The sequence below is a fragment of the Limnothrix sp. FACHB-881 genome (assembly GCF_014698135.1).
Lineage (GTDB): Bacteria > Cyanobacteriota > Cyanobacteriia > CACIAM-69d > CACIAM-69d > CACIAM-69d.
This window is the reverse complement of record NZ_JACJSN010000001.1, coordinates 221,607-241,147: the sequence shown is the minus strand read 5'-3', so window position 1 is coordinate 241,147 and position 19,541 is coordinate 221,607. Positions and strand designations below refer to the sequence as shown.

At 57.5% G+C, this 19,541-nt stretch carries 10 protein-coding genes; 7 read left to right on the top strand and 3 right to left on the bottom strand.

Annotated features, from left to right (window positions below; all coding sequences use genetic code 11):
• Positions 1-501: 501 nt before the first annotated feature.
• The 3 genes from H6G52_RS00955 (at position 502) to panB (ending at position 3,594) form a co-directional block, all read left to right on the top strand.
• Complete coding sequence (locus H6G52_RS00955) at positions 502-1,590, top strand: D-alanine--D-alanine ligase family protein (protein ID WP_190526189.1); 1,089 nt, start codon at positions 502-504, stop codon at positions 1,588-1,590.
• Entirely contained in the window at positions 1,591-2,565 is a 975-nt protein-coding gene (locus H6G52_RS00950) for a hypothetical protein (protein ID WP_190525867.1), read from the top strand.
• 207 nt (positions 2,566-2,772) lie between these two features.
• A complete protein-coding gene (gene panB / locus H6G52_RS00945) occupies positions 2,773-3,594 on the top strand; it encodes a 3-methyl-2-oxobutanoate hydroxymethyltransferase (protein WP_190525865.1) in 822 nt (273 codons plus the stop codon).
• A gap of 98 nt (positions 3,595-3,692) precedes the next feature.
• On the opposite strand, the gene H6G52_RS00940 is transcribed toward panB, so the two are convergent.
• The gene (locus H6G52_RS00940) at positions 3,693-8,093 is read right to left on the bottom strand and encodes a PAS domain S-box protein (RefSeq protein ID WP_190525863.1); all 4,401 of its coding nucleotides are present in this window, start codon (positions 8,091-8,093) and stop codon (positions 3,693-3,695) included.
• Positions 8,094-8,304: 211 nt separating this feature from the next.
• On the opposite strand from H6G52_RS00940, the gene sppA reads away from it, so the two are divergent.
• Both sppA and H6G52_RS00930 read left to right on the top strand, forming a co-directional pair.
• Entirely contained in the window at positions 8,305-10,146 is a 1,842-nt protein-coding gene (gene sppA / locus H6G52_RS00935; RefSeq protein WP_255508467.1) for a signal peptide peptidase SppA, read from the top strand.
• 272 nt (positions 10,147-10,418) lie between these two features.
• Positions 10,419-12,230, top strand: coding sequence for a DUF3352 domain-containing protein (locus tag H6G52_RS00930; protein WP_190525859.1), 1,812 nt, complete (start codon positions 10,419-10,421; stop codon positions 12,228-12,230).
• A gap of 621 nt (positions 12,231-12,851) precedes the next feature.
• Here H6G52_RS00930 and sigC read toward each other — a convergent pair.
• Together sigC and H6G52_RS00920 are read right to left on the bottom strand one after the other, a co-directional pair.
• On the bottom strand, positions 12,852-14,249 hold the full coding sequence (sigC, locus tag H6G52_RS00925; protein WP_199291669.1) for an RNA polymerase sigma factor SigC: 1,398 nt from the start codon (positions 14,247-14,249) through the stop codon (positions 12,852-12,854).
• Between the two features lie 955 nt (positions 14,250-15,204).
• Positions 15,205-16,707: a BCD family MFS transporter gene (locus tag H6G52_RS00920; RefSeq protein WP_190525857.1), complete on the bottom strand. Its 1,503-nt coding sequence runs from the start codon at positions 16,705-16,707 to the stop codon at positions 15,205-15,207.
• Positions 16,708-17,229: 522 nt separating this feature from the next.
• Here H6G52_RS00920 and H6G52_RS00915 point away from each other — a divergent pair.
• Both H6G52_RS00915 and H6G52_RS00910 read left to right on the top strand, forming a co-directional pair.
• Positions 17,230-17,565, top strand: coding sequence for a hypothetical protein (locus H6G52_RS00915; protein ID WP_099534674.1), 336 nt, complete (start codon positions 17,230-17,232; stop codon positions 17,563-17,565).
• Positions 17,566-17,870: 305 nt separating this feature from the next.
• Positions 17,871-19,490 carry an ATP-binding protein gene (locus tag H6G52_RS00910; protein WP_242026108.1) on the top strand — a complete coding sequence of 540 codons (1,620 nt, stop codon included), beginning with the start codon at positions 17,871-17,873 and terminating at the stop codon, positions 19,488-19,490.
• The last annotated feature ends 51 nt before the right edge of the window (positions 19,491-19,541 follow it).

Sequence of the window (19,541 nt, the reverse complement as noted above, 5' to 3'; positions counted from 1 at the left end):
AGCGGACTGGGCAGTGACGATTCCGCAAAAACCAAGCTCTAGCAATGCATTTAGGCTTGCTGTATTTGACTTTACTCGCCAAGTGTAAAAATCTAGGGAAGATAGAGGAAAATTTACATCAAACCTAGGAAAGGCAGGCTTTTTGGAGGATTTCGCTGGAAAATCTTGGCGCGGAGGCCGATCGAGGGGTAAGGTCTGTCGTCATTTCCTGAAATCAGGTGAAAGCGCTTGATTTTCGATACCCCAACCACCGCAACAGGGATGCCCCAACCGCCGTAACAAGGGGCTTCAGCCCCCTGTCTTTGCTGATCCACTAGGGTTGGAATCAGGGTTTTGGACGATCTGACAACAGGCCCTGATGCCCTTGGGGGTGGGTGGCCAGGGAATGGCGGGCTAGGCACAACCTAGACACAACTCTTAGCAACCTGTGATTAACTGGTAGCTACGTTGACCATTGCTGGCAAACGGGTCTTGATTTGGGTGAATGGAACGATTGGCAACATGAGCAATCCCCTGCGTATTGGACTGTTGTTTGGTGGGCGATCGGGCGAGCATGAGGTGTCGATTCGATCGGCCGCGGCCGCGGCTCGGGCCCTGCAAGCAGACAGCAATCGCGATCGCTATCAGGTGTTGCCGTTCTATTTGCAAAAGGATGGGCTTTGGCAAGGGCCAGCGGTGGCCCAAGGGGTGTTGGAGTCGGGGCAACCGTTGCCGAGTGACGATCGCCCCGTTGATCGCGCGGCGCTCTGGCAATTCCCACCCGAAGCCAGCACGGTGGATGTGTGGTTTCCGACGCTGCACGGGCCCAATGGGGAAGATGGGTCAGTCCAAGGGCTGTTGCAACTGATGCAGGTTCCCTGGGTCGGGTCGGGGGTGCTGGGATCCGCAGCGGGCATGGACAAGATCGCCATGAAGATGCTGTTTGCCCAGGCGGGTTTGCCGCAAGTGGCCTATCGATTGGTGACTCGATCGGAAGTTTGGTCAAATCCTTGCGTGTTTCCGAAGCTTTGCGATCAGCTTGAGGCGGATTTGGGCTATCCCTGCTTTGTGAAACCGGCGAATCTCGGATCCTCCGTGGGCATTGCCAAGGCCCGATCGCGTGCTGAGTTGGAAGCGGCCCTGGACAGTGCAGCCAGTTTCGATCGACGAATCATTGTGGAAGCGGCGGCGGGGGGCAAACCACGAGAGGTGGAGTGCGCCGTGCTGGGCAATGATCAGCCGATCGCCTCGGTGATTGGGGAAATCACCTTCGAGAGCGAGTTTTATGACTACGACACCAAATATTCCGACGGGGCGGCGGATTTGGTGATTCCGGCAGCCTTGCCCGCCCCGGTGGTCGATCGCCTGCAAACCATGGCCAAGGAGGCTTTTTTAGCCCTCGATTGTGCTGGGTTAGCGCGGGTTGATTTTTTCTATGTGGAAGCCACGGGCGAAATCTTTTTGAACGAGATCAACACGCTGCCGGGTTTCACCGCAACCAGCATGTATCCCCAATTGTGGGAAGCGACCGGAATTCCCTTTCCGGAATTAGTACACCGATTGGTAACGCTAGCAATTGAACGTCATACCGTGGCACAAGGGGCGCAGTAAATGACGGCTGGAGCATCGCGATCATCTTCTTTACCGGATGGGGAATCGAATCCTTTTGATGCGGCCCTGAAGCGAGGATCGCCCCAGTTGCCTGCTTTGCCGCCGCGCCCGATGCCGCCGGCCGCGCCCGCCCCGTTGCCGCGTTATGGGCCGCCACCGCCGCTATCGGCTCCGTTGCCGCGATCGCCCCAACCGCTGCCCACACCGGCCCCAAAGCCTGAACCAGCACCCAGAGCAGAGGCGCTGCCCCAGCCTGGCGATCCTGATCGCAGCGGCTCGATCGTTGGTGCAAATCGCCCCCGATCGATCTCCATAGGTCGCATTGGACTAGACCGCACTGGACTGGATCGCACTGGACTAGACCCCACTGATCACCCTAGTCAATCTAGATCCGCCGACCAGGACTCAGCCCAGCCCAATCCTACCTTCGGAAATCGCGGGCGATCGCGCCATCGTCGGCCCGGACGATCAAGTGACGGAACCGGGGCCGCCTCAACGGCCCTCGCCCCGATCGGGCGATCGCGTCGTCGTCGGCCGTCACCGGCCTGGCTGGCCCAAATGCCAACGGTGGTGACCGCTTTGGAACGCCTGTTGCGGGGGCGGGTTTTGATTGGGCTATTTGTGTTTTGGGCTTTGTTTTGGCTGGTGGGCGGCGTGGCGATCGTCCGCTTGCTGAAGATGGATCGCCCAGCGGAAGTGATTCCGTTGCAAGTGGGGCAAAACCCAGAGGTTTCAGGGGCGATCGGGAACACCGCCAGCCCCAGCCCCGCGCCGTCTCTCCTGCCTACCGATAGTGAGCGCCGTTTTCAGCAAAATTCCACCACCGCCAACGCTCCGGCCAATGGCTTCGGAGAATTGCAGCCCATGGTGCGACCGCAGCGATCGGGCCCACCGTTGGGACTATTCGCCGGGGTGGTGGTGCTCTGTAGCCTGGGCGCTTGGGTGCGCTTGCAACAAATGGGTCGCCGGCCCTAGGGCGCTCATGCAAATTAAGCGCTAGAGAGCGAGTCGGGCGATCGACCGGCAAAGTCTAAACTCCCCCATCCATCAGCTTGATGGCCTTTGGGGTTGAATTTTGTGGTTGAATTTCGGTCTACACAGAATTTCGGTCTAGACCAAGAATCAGGCAATGTCCAGGGTTGCGAACCAAACCGTTGTGATCGGGCAACAGGAGAACTGAATTTGGCCTTGCGCATTCAACAGCTACAGCAATGGAAACAACAGGGTCGCCCGATCGCGGCTCTCACGGCCTGGGATTGGCTGTGGGCCCGTCTGCTCGATCGCGCGGGGGTTGATCTGCTGCTGGTAGGCGACTCCCTGGCCATGGTGGCTCTGGGCTACAAAACCACCCTGCCCCTGACCCTCGACCAAATGATTCACCACGCGGCCGCCGTTGCCCGTGGGGTGGAGAGCGCTTTGGTGGTGGTGGATTTACCCTTTTTGACCTACCAAGCCAGTGAGGCAGAAGCCATCGCCTCCGCCGGTCGGATTCTGAAGGAAACCGGGGCACAGGCCGTGAAGCTCGAAGGGGGCTATCCCGAAATGGCCGCCACCGTGGCTCGGTTGGTGCGATCGGGCATTCCCGTCATGGGCCATGTGGGCCTCACCCCCCAATCGGTGAATCAACTGGGTTATCGACAACAGGGTCGCAGCCCCGCTGAGGGCGATCGGATCCTGGCCGAAGCCCTCGCCCTGGAAGCGGCCGGTGCGTTTGCCATTGTTTTGGAGCATGTGCCCGCCACCCTGGCCGAGCGCATTACCCGACAGCTCACCATCCCCACCATTGGCATCGGGGCGGGCAATGCCTGCGATGGCCAAGTGCTGGTGACCGCCGACCTGTTGGGTTTGAGCGACCAAACCCCGCCCTTTGCCAAAACCTACGCGGATTTGGGAGCAGCGGTGATTGCGGCGGCGGAAACCTACTGCCAAGAGGTGCGATCGGGACAATTTCCACCACCTCCCCTATCAGCCGCTGCCCAGACTCACCAGTCGATCGGCTCCTGATTCGCGTCTCCTCCTTGGCTTCTCATTGGGGCCCACATCACCTTGGGGCCCACATCACCCCATCAGGCCCAGTGCCCAGCGTTTTGGCTACCAGCCCCTCAAGAGGGCGCATTAGGCTGCCAAAGCGGAATCGTAATTTCAAACGTGCTGCCTTCCCCGGGAGTCGAATCGCAAATCAGCGTCCCCCCGTGTTTTTCCGTCACAATTTGGTAGCTAATCGACAGTCCCAGCCCCGTGCCCTTGCCCACGGGCTTGGTGGTATAAAACGGGTCAAACAGCCGCTGCTGCACCTCCAGCGGAATCCCCAAACCGTTATCTTGAATCCGAATCACCGCTTGTTCTCCCCGGCGTTCCGTCATAATCCGAATTCGGCTCGGGTTCGCTTGCATTTCCGCCATCGATCGCTGCTGATCTCGTTCCTCCAAGGTGTCAATCGCGTTGACCAAAATATTCATAAACACCTGATTGAGTTGCCCCGCGTAGCACTCAATTTCTGGCAATGTTCCATACTCTCGAATTACCTCAATACCCAACCGATTATTCTTCGGTTTCATCCGCCCATTCAAAATCGTCAGGGTGCTATCCAATCCCTCGTGGATATTCACCACCTTCATTTCTGCCTCATCCATGCGGGAGAAAATCCGCAGCGATTGCACAATTTCCTTAATTCGCTCTGCCCCCAATTTCATCGAATCAAGCATTTTGGGCAGATCAATCATCAAAAAGTCCAGATCAATTTCCTCAATGAGGTCAGCGATCGGCTGTTCTAAATCAGGATAAAAGTCGCGATATAACGCCACTAATCGCAATAGATCTCTGCTGTAATCTTCCGTATGAGCTAAGTTGCCATAAATAAAGTTCACGGGATTATTAATCTCATGGGCTACCCCGGCCACCAACTGCCCCAAACTCGACATTTTTTCCTGTTGCACCAATTTGGTTTGGGTCAGGCGCAATTCTCGCAATGCTTGCTCCAGGGCGATCGCCTTGGCCCGGGCTTCAGCGGCGGCCATTTCGGTTCGCTCCAACAAATCTGCCTGATTTTTAGCGATCGCCACCTGATTCACCACCGCCTGCACCAACGCCACCTCATCTGGCTGCCATCGATGCTCATGGGACATCTGCAAGCAAGAAATTACTGCCATTCGGGAGCCATGAATTCGCACCGGCACCATGAGGAGCGATCGAACCTTCATCCGCGACAGGGTTAGCCGCTCTCGCAAAGGCAGTTGCTTCACATCGTCAATTTGCACCACCTCCATACGGGTTAGCCCTGCCAGCAACGAGCCAAACTGGGACTCATGGTAAGTACCAATCACCGAGGGAATGGCCGGATCTCTCGCTTCCGCCACGATGCTCCAAGCCCCCTCTGCCAACACTTCAGTTGCTGAATCAGTTGCTGAATTGGTCACCAATATTGTTTCTGTGGCCGGCTGGTCAGCTTGCTGGTCAATTGGCTGGTCAGTTTGTTGATTAATTGGCTCACCGAGTTGCTGATCCTCCAGTGGCTGAGCTAACTGATTGAGCTGATTGAGCTGATTGAATTGATCAATTGGTTGATGCACTTGATCATGAACCGGTTGGTCATACAGGGCAAAGGTCGTTAGATCAACCCCCAAGGCCAGGCGAATTTCCTCCAAGGCAAACCCAATCACCTGTTCCTTGGAGCCATGAATGCTTTTGCGAATTTCCGTTGACAGGGTGTTAATCAGCCGCTCCCGTTCCACCTGTCGTTGCAAACAGTGCTGGGAATCTCGCAGGGCCTGTTCCACCTGCTTCAGGGCTGCAATGTTGCGGGCCACGTTGGACAAATATTCCACCTGTCCATTGCGCCCGTAATGCACCAGAGCCACTTGGGACACGGGAATCGGATTCCCGGCTCGATCGCAAAATAAGCCTTCCCCTTGCCACACGCCTTCCTGCAACAACTGGGGAAACTGCTCTTGAATTAGGTTTCGCTCTGAAGGGTGGAGCAACTGGGCAATGTTCAAGCGCAAAATTTCCCCGGCGCTGTAGCCCAACATGGCGCAACCAGCGGGGTTGACATAGGTTAAGTTGCCGTGAATGTCGGTGGTTCCCACAAAGTCCGTGGTCGCCTCCAAAATGGCTAACAGGCGCTGTTGTTCCCGTTCAATTTGCTTGCGCTCCGTGGTGTCGATCGCCACCAACAGCAATCCGGTAATTGCGCCCGTGCGATCTCGCAGGGGCGTTTTGACCACATCAAAATCACGCAATTCGCCGGCCGCGTTGGGAAACTGCTCTTCAACCTGAATCGTTTTCCCGAGGGAAAGGCAGCGTTGATCGGACAGCAGACAAACGCGGCAGGACTCTTCTCCCAGCACGTCTTGATAGTGATTGGCCGCCAGCAGGGTGGATTCTTCGACACCAAAGGTTTGACAGAGGGGCCGATTGGCCAATTGCACTCGCCCTTTGGCATCCGTGAGCCAAATCAGCAGGGGAGCCGTGTCCAGCACGGTGCGCAGGGTACGCTCCTGTTCCATCAGACGAATTTCGGCCTGTTTGCGTTCGGTGATGTCCGTGTCCACCCCCACCCACTCGCGGATGGTTCCATCGGCTTCCAGGACGGGCACACCCCGCACCACCATGTGGCGATATTCACCATCGGCGCGGCGCAACCGATGCTCAATTTTGTAGGGCTGGCGCTGTTGTCGGGCCGTTTGCCAAGCTTCTTGGGTATAGCCGCGATCGTCGGGGTGAACGGCCATCAACCAACCTTGGCCGCAGTAGTCCGCAAAGGATTGGCCGGTGAAGTGGGCCCAGTGGGGCATGGGTTCGGTCACTTCTCCATCGGCGTTGGTGCGCCAGAGGGTTTGGCCCATGGCTTCCACCAGGCAGCGATAGCGTTCTTCGCTTTGGCGCAGGCGATCTTCGGCCAGGATGCGGGCGGTGATGTCGGTGGCAATGGACAGACAGCCAATCATGTCCCCCTGTTCGTTGCGAAGGGGGGCGTTTTGCCACTCGCAAAGGATGATGCGGCCGTCGCGGGTGCGGTTGTAGTTGCGGAACCGGCTGCCACCACGACCGGTCATCAGATCGGCAATCAGGGCATAGACTTTGGGCTGTTCGTTTTCAGGCAGGATTCGATCGAACGGTTGATTGATCATGTCTTCGGCGGTGTAGCCGAAGAGTTCGGTGGCGGCACGGTTCCAGGTGATGATGCGCCCATCGGAGAGCCATTCAATGATGGCAACGGGGATGCGTTGCACCAGGGATGACCAGCGCTTTTTCGAGGACTGAAGGGCCTGTTCGGTGGCTTTGCGATCGGTTACGTCAAAAATCACCCCATCTAGCCACATCAGTTGTCGGTTGTGGTTGAAGCTGGGTTGTCCCTGTTCCACCACCCAACGCAGTTCGCCGCTGACGTGGCCGAGCCGGTACTCGACGCGGTAGGGTTGCTGCTGGGCGATCGCGGCTTGGATTTCCGTCCACACCCGATCGCGGTCTTCGGGGTGAGTGAGGTCTTGCAGGGTGCGATTGCGATATTGAACGAAGGTTTCGGCTCGGTGACCGGTGAGATGTTCGATCGCCTCGCTGGCAAACAACAACGTCCGCTCCCGATCGCCCAAACAGCGATAGATCACGCCGGGAACATTGGCCACCATGGTGCGGAAGCGCTCGTTGTTGTCTCGCAAGGCGGTGTCGGCCTGTTCTTGGGCCAAGCGCAGCACGCGCCGCTCGGTGATGTCTTGGGCAACGGCGTAGATCAGATCCTGGGCCCGATCCCAAAAGAAATTCCAGCGAAACCAACGATAGGTTCCGTCTTTGCGTCGGTAGCGATTTTCCAGGACGCGGGTGGGAGTTCCTTGGGGTGAAAAGTGAGTTTCCGCCTGGGTGCGGGTGCGATCGTCCGGGTGAACGTAATCGGTGAAGGGCCGCCCGATCGCCTCTTCCCGCCAGCCCAAAACCTGATCCCAGGTTTCGTTGAGAAATTGAAATTCCCCTTGACTGTTGATCGTGCAAAGGCAACTGCCCGATTGGATAAAAAGCTGTTTCCAGGCTTGCTCCATCACCACCCGATCGCTCACCACCCGCAGGGAAATGCAAACCAGGTTGTGCCCGGCATCGTTCGGCCCAAGGCCGCCATTGCCCCAGGGAGCCACCTCCCATTCCAACCAAAGGCCCGGATGGGGTGACCGTTGCAGCCAATGGGGTTGCTCTGAGCGCACAGTTTGCCCCTGACTGGCTCGGGCCATGGCCGGTTGCCAAAGGGTGGTCAGTTCTGGACAAAGGGTCATGACCGATTGGCCGGGGGTGGCTTCCGGCAGCGATAGCGCCGTTAACCAGGCCGGGCTGGCGGCCCAATAGCTCCCTTGGCCATCCACCAGGGCGATCGGCAGGGGCAACCCGGCCACAAGCTGTTGTAAAGCTGCCTCAGGGGTTACGGGAGGTTCCAACGGTTGCGAAGTCGCCGTCACGCAACCCCCATCGCCACCGGCGGGTTGCGGATCGCTAGATTGCGGAGCGTCGGGGTTGGTCATGGGTGGAAATCTCGGAAGGCAGGCGAAACAGGCGAACAAAAGCAGGCAAGCAGAGGGCAGCATGAGCGGCCAACGTCAACCTCTGTCGCGCAAGCCCCAGCAGCGATCGCTAGGATTGGGTCTAGCATAGAAAAGCTCGCAGGGATTGCCAGTGATCCGCAACCTTGCTGCTTTGGTTCCTGCTGCCCTAGTCCCTGCACCGCCAGCCGTCATGAAAAGTTTTTTACAACAAACAATCGCGAGCATTCTGGGAACGCTGGTTGGCCTCACGATCTTCGCAGGTGGCAGCCTCCTGGGACTCATTGGTTTGATTACTTTTTTGGCGGTCCTGTCCAGCTCCTCGGAGCCGGTGGCCCTCAAGGGGCGATCGATGTTGGCGTTGGATCTGTCGCTGGCGATTCGGGATGAGCCGGGCCAGGCAGAGGACTCGATCGATCGCTGGCTCAGCGATCGCCCTCGAACCATTCCCCTCAGGGTGTTGCTAGACACCTTGGCCCAGGCGGCCAAAGACCGCCAAATCACCGGTCTTTATCTTTACGACAGTGCCGGAACGGGCCCGATCGCGGGCTATGCCACCCTCCGGGAAGTGCGGGAAGCCATTCTGGAGTTTCGGAAAAAGAAGCCCGTCATTGCCTATGGCACGGATTGGGACGAGCGTACCTATTACCTAACATCCGCCGCCAATGAAACGCGGTTGCATCCGGCGGGAGGGCTGGAGTTCAACGGGTTGGCCGCCGAAAGCACCTTTTGGAGCGGGGCCCTTGAAAAATACGGCATTGGGGTGCAGTTTGTGCGGGCCGGCAAGTTCAAGTCGGCGGTGGAACCCTTTGCCCGTCGGGATTTCAGCCCTGAAAATCGGGCCCAAACGGCAGCCCTACTTCAGGATTTGTGGCAAACGGTGCTGACGGCGACGGGCCAAAGTCGCAAACAGTCGATCGCCCAGTTGCAAGCGATCGCCGATCAGGGAGGATTGTTGCGCTCCGATCAGGCGGTGAAGCTGGGTTTGGTCGATCGCCTGGCCTATGACGACCAGGTGATTGAACGGGTGCTGAAGCTAGCCGATCGGGAAGACAACAAACCCACCTTCCAACGGGTTGCGGTGGCTGACTATGCGCGCCAAGTGGGAACCGTGGAAGCGGCCCAAAGCAAATTGGGCGATCGGCGCAAAAACGCAACGGGCCAAGAAATTGCCTTGCTCTATGCCACGGGCACGATGGTGACCCAAACCACAGACGGCGAGCGGGATGCGATGAATGGCACCGCGATCGCCACGGAACTGCGGAAGTTGCGTAAAAACGAGGATGTTAAGGCGATCGTTTTGCGAATTGACAGTCCCGGCGGCAGCGCCACCGCCGCTGACATCATTGCTCGGGAGGTGTCCTTGGCGGCTAAAGACAAGCCGGTAATTGTCTCCATGGGCGATGTGGCCGCCTCTGGAGGCTATTGGATTGCTGCGCCGGCCACGGAAATTTGGGCGGAACCCACCACCATTGCCGGGTCGATCGGGGTTTTTGGTCTGTTGCCTAACATCCAAAAACTGGGCGAGAACAATGGGGTGAATTGGGATGCGGTCACCACGGCTCCCTTTGCCAACATTGGCTCCGTGACCCGCAGCAAAACGCCCGCTGAGCTGGCCCTGCTGCAATCGTCGGTGGACTGGACTTACGATCGATTTTTGGATCATGTGGCCCAATCGCGATCGATCGATCGGGCCAAGGTGGAAGAGTTGGCCCAGGGGCGAATTTGGTCGGGCAAAGCCGCAGCGGATTTGGGCTTAGTCGATCAGTTGGGGGGGTTAGATCAGGCGATCGCCGCCGCCGCCAAGGCCGCCAAGCTGGGGAAAGACTGGGTGTTGGCGGAATATCCGCGCCGGGAACCCTTTGGCCTCAGTTGGCTAGAGGACAAGAGCCAAGCCCTCTGGAGTCGGTTGGGCTGGAGTCAGTCCCCCTTGATTGCGCGATCGCTGGCTCAGTTACCGTCGCAATTGTGGCTCTTGAATGACGATCCCCGATCGACCTACGTTTGGTGGCCCGATCGGCTGGAGATTCGCTAGGCCAGCCAATGTTGAAGAGTCACCGTTGAGCGGGCAGATCACCAGAGAAATAACTAGCTGGGAAAATAACTAACCGGGAAAATCATCGGGAAGCAGCCCCAGCAACCTTGCCACCCAACGGCTCAACTTCAACATTTTGTTGCTAACTGCAACCGAGACAGGCATCTGCACAGGCCGCCCGCGATCGAGATGGAATAATGGAGCCGGGCTAGGCAGCCCGACCCAAGCGGGAGGCCGCCACAAGCGAACACCAAAAAGGGCGAGCGAGAAGCATGAAGGGGCGCGCGTTTTTTTCAATTTTGGCGGCGATCGCAATTTCGCTGATGGCGGCCGGGGCCGCCGGAGCTGTTTGGATTGCCACCCACAGCCCCCTGGGCTTGTTGGACGGTGTGGCTAATGCTCAGCCCGAAGCTGCTGTGATGATCCCCAAACAGGCTCCGGCCATGGTTTCGTTGTTGGTGAACCCCGATCGCGTGGAGGCCTTGCGCCAAGCGATCGCGCCCTTGGGCCGGCGCAGGGCGGCCCGCCACGAATGGCAACAGGCCCGCGATGCCTGGCTCACCCGTAGTGGCCTAACCTACGATCGCGATGTGCAGCCCTGGCTGGGGGATGAAGTGACCCTGGCGGTGACCACCGTGGACATCGATCGCGATCCCAACAATGGCCGGGAGCCGGGCTATTTGCTGGCGGCGGCCGCCAATGATCCCGATCGGGCCCGGGAATTCTTGCAACTGTTCTGGCAAAGACAAGCCCTGAACGGCATTAACCTGATTTTTGAGCAATACAAGGGCGTAAAAATCGTTCATGGGGAAGCGTTGGATCTGATTCCGCGCGGTTGGGCCAAACGCCTGGCCCAGGGCGGCCGAGTTTCGACCCAAACGGACTTGGCCACGGCCCTGGTGGCCGATCGCTTCGTGTTGGCCGCCAACGATCCCAAAGTCCTGCGGGATGCCATCAACAACATCCAAGCGGCTGACCTGAGCCTGTTGCGAGAACCGGACTATCAACGGGAATTGGCAGCGCTCCCGCCCGATCGACTGGCGATCGCCTACGTGAACCCCACGGCCTTGGGTGAACTCCTGGAACCCGCCACCGCCACCCGCCGCCGATCGAAAGCACTATTACCCGCCGAGTGGTTGGCCGCACTGCCGGCCCACAGCGCCACCCTGTCCCTGAAGGCCGAGCGATCGGGCTTGGTCACCGAGGCCGCTTGGGTGGCGGCCGATGGTCTGACCCTGGTGGCGGCCGAATCTCCCCTCACGGAACCCGCCACCGCCACCCGCTATTTACCCAGCACCGCCACCATTGCCCTCAGCGGCACAAACCTGCAACAACTCACCCAACAGTGGCAACAAATCTTGGGCGACGGCCCCATCGCCCAGGCGATCGGCCCGCTGCTGAGTCGGGTGGCAACCAATTCAGGGCTAAATTTGCAAAACGACCTTTTGGCCTGGAACACCGAAGATTTTGCCCTGGGCTTAATTCCTGTGGAAGTGGGCGATCGGGCAGCGGAGCGGGCCTTGGGTGAATTTCCCGGCGATTGGGTCTTTGTGGCCCGCCGCACTCCCGAAACCGCCGCCGCACTCGATCGGATTGATGCCCTGGCCAAACAACAGGGCCTGACCCTCGGAACCCTGAACTTGGACAGCGACCAACTAGCCACCGTTTGGACGCAACTGATCGCACCGTCCAGCGCCGGCCTAATGGGTTGGCGCAATGCGGGTCAAGTCAGCACCCAAGTGCAAGGGGCCCGGGCCACGGTGGGAGACTACGAAATTTTGGCCACCTCCGTTCCCGCCTTGGCCGCAGCAGTGCAAGCGGGGCGCGATGAAACGGCCTCCCTCCTGGGCGATCACCTCTGGCAATCCGTTGTCACCACCCTGCCTGTCCCCAACGATGGCAACGTTACCCTGAGCTGGCCCGCTGCCCGCCCAGTGGTGCGCCGCTTGATCCCCCTGTTCCGGTTGGTGGAAGTGCCCCTGCGGCCCCTGTTCGATCGCCTCGATCGCCTGAGTTTCACCAGCGAAGGCGGCCCTGAAAATCTTCGTCGCTTCTCCCTGTTTGCCCACTGGACGAGCTGGTAACCCGATCGGGCAGGTCGCAGCCCAATCTCGCATTGGTCTTGTCTCGAAACCCAGTCCCCGAGCAACGGCCAATCAGCCAAGAAGCAAAAATCAACGCGAGAAAATCAACACCGAAAAATCAACACAATAAAATCATGGAGGGGCGATCGAACTAATCGATCGCCCCTCCTCTTTTCATTGAGTCAATTACTCATTACACCTCGTTCACGAAAACCCCTTTCCTCCAGATCGGCCGATCAACGATCATTTTGTAGTAGCGTGGCTGCCTTAATTCGCTGGGTTAAATGATATGGCTGTTACCGTCACCTGATCGTTAATCAGCAAGATGCTCAAGCCCCTTGTTACCACGACTGGCTCCGCAACTTTGACCCAGCCTTTTAAGCCTGTCGCGCTAGTAGGTTGGGTTGAGGCACGAAACCCAACAACAGCAAGGTTCGTAGTGATCAAGTTGGGTTTCGCAAAGCTCAACCCAACCTACCGGAGAACTACCGGAGAACCAAGCATTTGAGCGTTTTGTCAGTCAATCAGTAATCTTGGAAAGGGATTTAGGATCAAAATCGTGATTGATGCAAGAGGTCTATTGATTCAATCAACCCGCGCTCACTCAACCCGCAAATTGCCCTAGGACAGCGCTTCCAGATAATCCCGTACCTGGTTGCGGTGGCGCGGTTGGCGCAGTTTTTGCAAGGCCTTCGCCTCAATTTGCCGCACCCGCTCCCGTGACAAGTCCAGCGCCCGCCCAATTTCCGCCAAGGAATAGGGGCTGCTGTGACCCAAGCCAAACCGCATTTGAATCACGTCCCGCTCGCGGCTGGTCAGTTGTGCCAGCAGTTGTTGCAAATCCCGTTGCAACGACTCCCGCATCAGGTTCTCTTCCGGCGAAGCGCTATCCGCCTCCAGCAGATCCCCCAACTCGGTGTCCTTGTCCTTGCCCACCTTCGTTTCCAGCGAAACGGCCCGGGGCACGCGCATCAACACCTCGCGCACCTGGGCGGGGGTCATATCCAACTCAGCCGCCACATCATCAAGGGTGGCCGTGCGGCCCTTGGCTTGGGAAATTTTCCGTTGGGCCTTCTTGATTTTGTTCAGCTTCTCGGTGATATGCACCGGTAGCCGAATGGTGCGGCTTTGGGTGGCGATCGCCCGAGTAATGCCTTGGCGAATCCACCAATAGGCATAGGTGCTGAAGCGATAACCCTTGGTGGGGTCAAACTTCTCAACGGCCCGCTCCAGGCCCAGGGTCCCTTCTTGAATCAAATCCAGCAGTTCCAAACCACGGTTTTGATACTTCTTGGCCACGGACACCACCAAGCGCAGGTTGGCCTTGATCATCCGCTCCTTGGCCCGCGTGCCTTGGGTTTGGATGTCTTCCAACTCCGCCAGGGTCAGTTGGGCGACGGCGGCCCAGCGGTTTTTGCCCTTGTTTAAATCGGTCTTCAGTTCCGGCACGGTCACACCGGCTTCGCGGGCCCAACGCTCGATCGAGGGGCGATGGCCCAGGGTGGCGCAAAGGCGATCGCGCACAGCCACCAAGTTCACCAACCGTTCCAGTTGCGGTTCCTCAGGGCAGGCGGCCGTTTCCCGCAGCCGCAACAGTTGCATATATCGCTGCACCTTTTGGGCTTCGGTCACTTCCTCGTCCCGGCCCAACAGACGCACACGCCCAATCTCTTGAAGATATAGGCGCACGAGATCGGTGGTTCTGCGGCGATCGCGCCGGCCATCCTGGGCCAAGGCCGCCTTTACGTCCTCATCCTCTTCCTCAAGGCGATCGGCACCGAGGTCATCTGTGCCCAAATCCTCAGCACTCAAATCATCTACGCCCAAATCTTCAACCTCAAATCCTGAGCCACTCAGCTCATTTTCCAGAGTCGTTTCATCAAAATCCTGGTCTCCGGAATCAAGGGATTCTTCGGAGTGGTCTTCTTGCTCATCCAGCAGGCCACTGGACAACTCAGGCGACAAATCGATCGGAGATTTACTAAAGAATTGATCTGAATCGAAAAAGTTGATAGGCATAGCAGTCATAGTCTCTACCGCTCCGAAGATGCGCATGAATCAAGCGAGTCCAACACCCTCAATGCGCCAGTTGCTGCATAGCTATCGATCTATCGCCGCATGGGTTCGTTTTTAAGCCTGGATCGCCAGTGCGCGCGGCCGGAATAGGGATCGATGGGAAGCTGCCCTGATGCTAACTATCGTAGTGAGGCTCCTCTGAATGCTCAGTGACCGAAGCGGCGTTCTCGAACAATCTTCGTCACGGAGCGCTAGTTAGCCGGATCGCCATTACGGTCGATAATCGATCGCCATCCTGTGTGATCTCGATCGCTGGTAGGAACCTCCGTCCACAAATTCACCCCTAAGATGTAGTTATCGTGAATTGTTCCCGGGATGACTGTCTCCCAAGAATGTCTTAAGACTTCTTTGGATTTTGTCTGAACTTTTACAAAAAAAGATAAATTTTGTAAATCGCAATACCAGCAATTTAGGAATTAATCCTGATCAACTATCAATTAAAGACCCATCCCCAGAATTCTGAAATTGGGTTGAGCCATAGGGGTTAAGACTCTGATTTCATCCAATTGTCAGTGATGAGTCCATGGATGGTTGTTGAATTACTCCTTGATTATTGATTGATGATGATTCTCAATTTCAAAAGACTGCATTAATTTGCGTGAACTTGCTCTGGCTGACACTATCAGGGTTATGGATTTTTGTATTGATTTTTAACTACTTTTGATCAGGCTGCAAAGAACTTCTTACCCAAAAATCATGGGAGCATCTCGCTCAAGATGCCCCCATGATTCACCTCTCTCCAGGGGTGATCAGACTCGTTGGGCGATCGATGACGGGTGGACATTGCCCACCCTGCCCCCTGCTCAACCCGAGCTGATGATTCCGTAACTCGGCAATAACTCAGTCGCGACGTAGCCACGACGTAGCCACGACTCAGCAGCCATCAGCAGCAAGCGGTTTAGTCCATTTCCACCTGCAAAACGTTGGCGATCGCCTGTTGGGAATCGGTTTTGAACTCCCGCACATTCACCCACCACAGCAGCCCGATCGCGATCGCCATCATCAACGCTTCCGCCGCAAACACCGTGATGAAGCCATAGATCGGTTGCCCAAACAGCGCCAGCCCAACCCGTTGGTAAATTAAGCCGCCCAACCAGGTAGACAGGGCCTTGGCCAAGGCCTGGGCCAGACCCCAAGCCCCAATGAACGTGCCGGCCGTTTCCGCCGCCGTTAGATCCAACATCAGGGTCAAGGCCCCGGTAGTGACAACGCCCGAGGTGAGGCCAAAAATACCCACGGCCGCTTGCAAAACCGTGGGATTAGCCCCGATCGCCCCAGGATTGGGATTGCTGGAAAATCCCGCCAAGATGATTAGCCCCAGCGCCGCGATCGTCAGCAAACAACCGAGCTTTGTGGTGCGCTGTTTGCCCAACCGGGGAATCAGGCCAAAGCCCGTGGCCACCAACCCCAAGAGGGTTCCCGTGCCAAAGAATGCATTCAAACTCGTGGTGGCCGAAGGGGGCATGTTGAACACTTCGCCGCCGTAGTTTTCGAGAACGGCCTCTTGCAAAAACAGGCCCAGGGTCATGGCTAGCAAGAATGCAAAAAAGATGCCCGTTTGCCGACTGGCGGTCAAAATTCGCAGGGCCCGCCCGAGGGTAATTTGGTCTTCCCGTTCCGCCAGGTGCGATCGCAGGCCATAGCGCGAAAACCGTTTTTCCACACCCCAGGTGGCCGCAAAGGCCAACCCAACCACAGTCGCGGGCACGATGATGAACAGTTGGTTCAAGGCCCCTTGCAAAGCGGCGAGGCTGTTGGCCGCTTCGGCCCGTTTCAGGAGAATCGAAGTCAGGATGGCCCCGATGATGATCCCCACCATCAGCATTGACCAAACCACCCCCACGAGGCGCGATCGATCATCTTCGTCCGACACGTCCACCAACAGAGCCGCAAAGGGCGTGGAGCTGGCACTGATGGAGAGGCCATAGCCCGCAAACAGCAACCCAAGGGCGATCGTCCAGAGGCCCGTGGTTCCCTCCCAAGACCAACCGCCCGCCTGCGCCACGGCCGCGCCCAATTGCCACATCACCTGCACAATCAAAAACGAGAGCACAGCAAAAACCATCGATCCCAGCCAGACATAGCCCGATCGATGCAGTCGGAACAGGGGCTTGGCATCGGACAGTTGCCCAAACCAAACACGGGCGGGCGCAATGAACTGGTGCAGGGCGATCGCCCCCGCCGCCACATCCAGGGGAATGGCCAACTCATTGCCCATCACCCGGTTCAGCAGCCCCAAGGTGAGCACCGACATCATGCCCAGGCCCATTTGAAACAGGCCCAAGCGCAACATCATTGGCAGGGAAAGCTTAGGGGGCTGTTGGGGCAAGTCATGGTGCGGGGGCAACTCCAATGGAGGAGACAACGGATTCAAAGTGGATTCGGGAGACTCTGGAGGCATGGTGCTAAGAAGGGCAGAGAATTCAAGGATGGATTGGGATCGTGGATTGAGGGCTGTGACTCGGATTCGTGAGCCTCTGATCCTGCCGTCGCGAGATCCTAGGAAGCAAGGCGAGATCCTAGGAAGCAAGGCGAGATCCTAGGGAGCAAGGGGCTTAAGCCTCTTGTTTGAGGCGGTTAGGCCAGGAAAATCAGCCATTTTCGCCTCAATCGATCGAATTCGATGACAAACCTCGGCTCCTGGGTTGGATCTGGGTTGAGATTTTTGGATCTGGGTTGAAATTTAAGCTGGTTGATAAAAGGTTTTGACCCAAATTTTGCAGCCGACTCGCCGGGGCGATCGCTCTCCAATTTTAAAAGGCACACCGGAACTTCCCCTTCAGTCCCGAAATCCTGACGGAATTTTGGGGAATGCCCAAATTTCTTGAAGAATAAATCCTTATAATTGGTTCACAGAAATTAATGTTTTGTCTAAAATTTCTCATCAACTCCAGCCCAAACCTTTAGAGAACGAGATCCAACCATGACCGGATTCATTCGTGGCCTGTTCGGCGGCAACAAAAAAGAAGAAGCACCCGCGCCCCAACCCGCTCGCCAAAAGGAAACCCAGGACTTTTTCTTGGATTTTGACAGCGCTCGCACCTTCGGGGACATTGAGCGGATGCGCAAGGAAGTGGAAGTCCACAAGACTTTCCCCAAGGGAACTACACCCGTTGAACAACCGGCCAAACCCAAGGCCAAGGCTGCGGAACCCACCAGCAGCGCTCCGGCCAGCACGGCCGGCGAAACCCTGGAACGCCGCAAGGCCGATCGCAACTTGGATGCGTTCCGCAGCATGGCTAAAGACCTGAAAAAATAGGCGGGGTCTCAAAACTGGGATCGCAAAACGAATCCAGTCGATCGCCACGGGAGGGAGAGCAATGTTGAGTTGTTCTCCCTCCTGTGTGTTGATAGGGTCTGATGTGGATGGGGTCTGATGTGGCTTAACGCTGGCTGGTTAGTTCCGGCGGTGATTGATTCTTGTGCTGGCTCATTTTGCGAGCGATCTCTGGGCAGTTAAGCTGTTGGTTGCCACTTCCAGCTAGGGCGATCGCGCCGCTGATGGCTTTTGAAGGTGGCTGCCCGGTGCAAACTCCTGCTCATTGAGACAACGAGATCTGGCCTATGACCTACTTGCGGACTGACGACCCATCCTCCCAGCGGCCGAAAATTAGTCCCGGTCGGTTACGGGAAATTCAGGAGGAGGCTGAACGGCTGCAATGGTTGCTGGCCTCGCTGCTGGTGTTGCCGGGAGTGTTGGATAACGAAGTGGGCAAGGCTTTTGCGCAGTTTTTGGGAACGGTGCTGGAGCGATCGCGCGATGCGACGGATATTACGTTGGCCTATGGGCGCTGGTTTCGGGCGCTGATGACCACGGGCCAAAGCTGGGGCGATTATTTGCTCGATCGCCTGGTGACGGTGGATGCGGTGTTGGCTCCGGTGCTCAAAGGCAAGACGATCGAGCAATTGCCCAAGGCCACGATCGCGGCGATCGAGCATGATTTACGCGCATTTCAGCAACTGTGGCAGTTCGAGCCGGCCTTGGCTTGTCAGTGGGCCCAGGAGTTGGCGGGTGGGGCGATCGAGCTAGTGGCCTGGAGTGGGCCCAGTGCTGACTCAGAAATGGAATTGGATTCACTCGACGCATCTGATCCGCCTGATGTCTCTGATCAACTGGACAAGCCCGATCACAAGCCTGATCAATTGGCTGCGCCTGATCCTGATCAACTTGATAAGCCTGATCAATCCGATGCGTCGGATCAATCTAACGAGTCGGATCAATCCGATGTGTCGGATCAATCTGCCGTCACCGAGCCAGAAACCAAACCCAATCCAAAAGCCGCACTCCGGGCCCAGTTGCGCAACCTGGACGACTGGGCAACAGCCACACCAGCTTTGGTGCGCTATTTGGCAGAGGCCGATCGGGGACAGTTCAGCGAGTCCCGAGCTTTCCGCTGGCGATCGGGGCAGCTTGTGCCGGTGACCCATCCTGACCCGATCGACCTGCCCGACCTGGCCGGCTATGACGGCCCCAAGGCGCAACTAATCCAAAACACGGAATTTCTGCTGGCCGGTCACCGGGCACTAAACGTGTTGCTGTATGGGGCACGGGGCACGGGAAAATCATCCCTCGTGAAAGCGCTGCTGTCGGCCTATGGCGATCGGGGATTGCGATTGGTGGAGGTGGCCAAGCAAGAGTTGGATCATCTGCCGGAGATTGTGGACTTGCTGCGGAGCGCGCCCCAAAAGTTCATCCTATTTGTGGATGATTTGTCCTTTGAGGAGGATGACGAGGCCTTCAAGGCGTTGAAGGTTTGCCTGGAGGGCGGCATCACGGAGCGGCCAAAGAATGTGGTGGTCTATGCCACTTCAAACCGACGACATTTGGTGCGGGAATATTTTGCCGATCGCCCCCGGCCCAGCGATGCGGATGAGGTGCAGTCCTGGGATACGGTGCAGGAAAAGCTCTCCTTTGCCGATCGCTTTGGCCTGACGTTGACCTTTGAGGCGGCCGACCAAGACACCTATTTAGAAATCGTGAATCATTTGGCTGATTTAGCCAATCTCGGGATCGATCGGGCAGAATTGCGGTTCCGAGCTTTGCAGTGGGCCACGCGTCACAATGGGCGATCGGGTCGCACGGCTCGCCAGTTCATCGACTTCCTCTCCGCTGAGCAGGCCTTGGCGGCCAAGGCCGCTCCCAGCACTGAGGCTTCGGAGGCTTCTGAGACTCCGGAAGCTTGATGGCGCTCATGGCTCTGGGTTAACCGCTGATGCTGATTTGGACGAGCCAAC

Excerpts from the sequence above, each read along its gene's own strand:
- H6G52_RS00955 (WP_190526189.1), top strand. The coding sequence starts at position 502 with ATGAGCAATCCCCTGCGTATTGGACTGTTGTTTGGTGGGCGATCGGGC.
- H6G52_RS00950 (WP_190525867.1), top strand. The coding sequence starts at position 1,591 with ATGACGGCTGGAGCATCGCGATCATCTTCTTTACCGGATGGGGAATCG.
- H6G52_RS00940 (WP_190525863.1), bottom strand. The coding sequence starts at position 8,093 with ATGACCAACCCCGACGCTCCGCAATCTAGCGATCCGCAACCCGCCGGT.
- sppA (WP_255508467.1), top strand. The coding sequence starts at position 8,305 with ATGAAAAGTTTTTTACAACAAACAATCGCGAGCATTCTGGGAACGCTG.
- H6G52_RS00930 (WP_190525859.1), top strand. The coding sequence starts at position 10,419 with ATGAAGGGGCGCGCGTTTTTTTCAATTTTGGCGGCGATCGCAATTTCG.
- sigC (WP_199291669.1), bottom strand. The coding sequence starts at position 14,249 with ATGCCTATCAACTTTTTCGATTCAGATCAATTCTTTAGTAAATCTCCG.
- H6G52_RS00920 (WP_190525857.1), bottom strand. The coding sequence starts at position 16,707 with ATGCCTCCAGAGTCTCCCGAATCCACTTTGAATCCGTTGTCTCCTCCA.
- H6G52_RS00915 (WP_099534674.1), top strand. The coding sequence starts at position 17,230 with ATGACCGGATTCATTCGTGGCCTGTTCGGCGGCAACAAAAAAGAAGAA.
- H6G52_RS00910 (WP_242026108.1), top strand. The coding sequence starts at position 17,871 with ATGACCTACTTGCGGACTGACGACCCATCCTCCCAGCGGCCGAAAATT.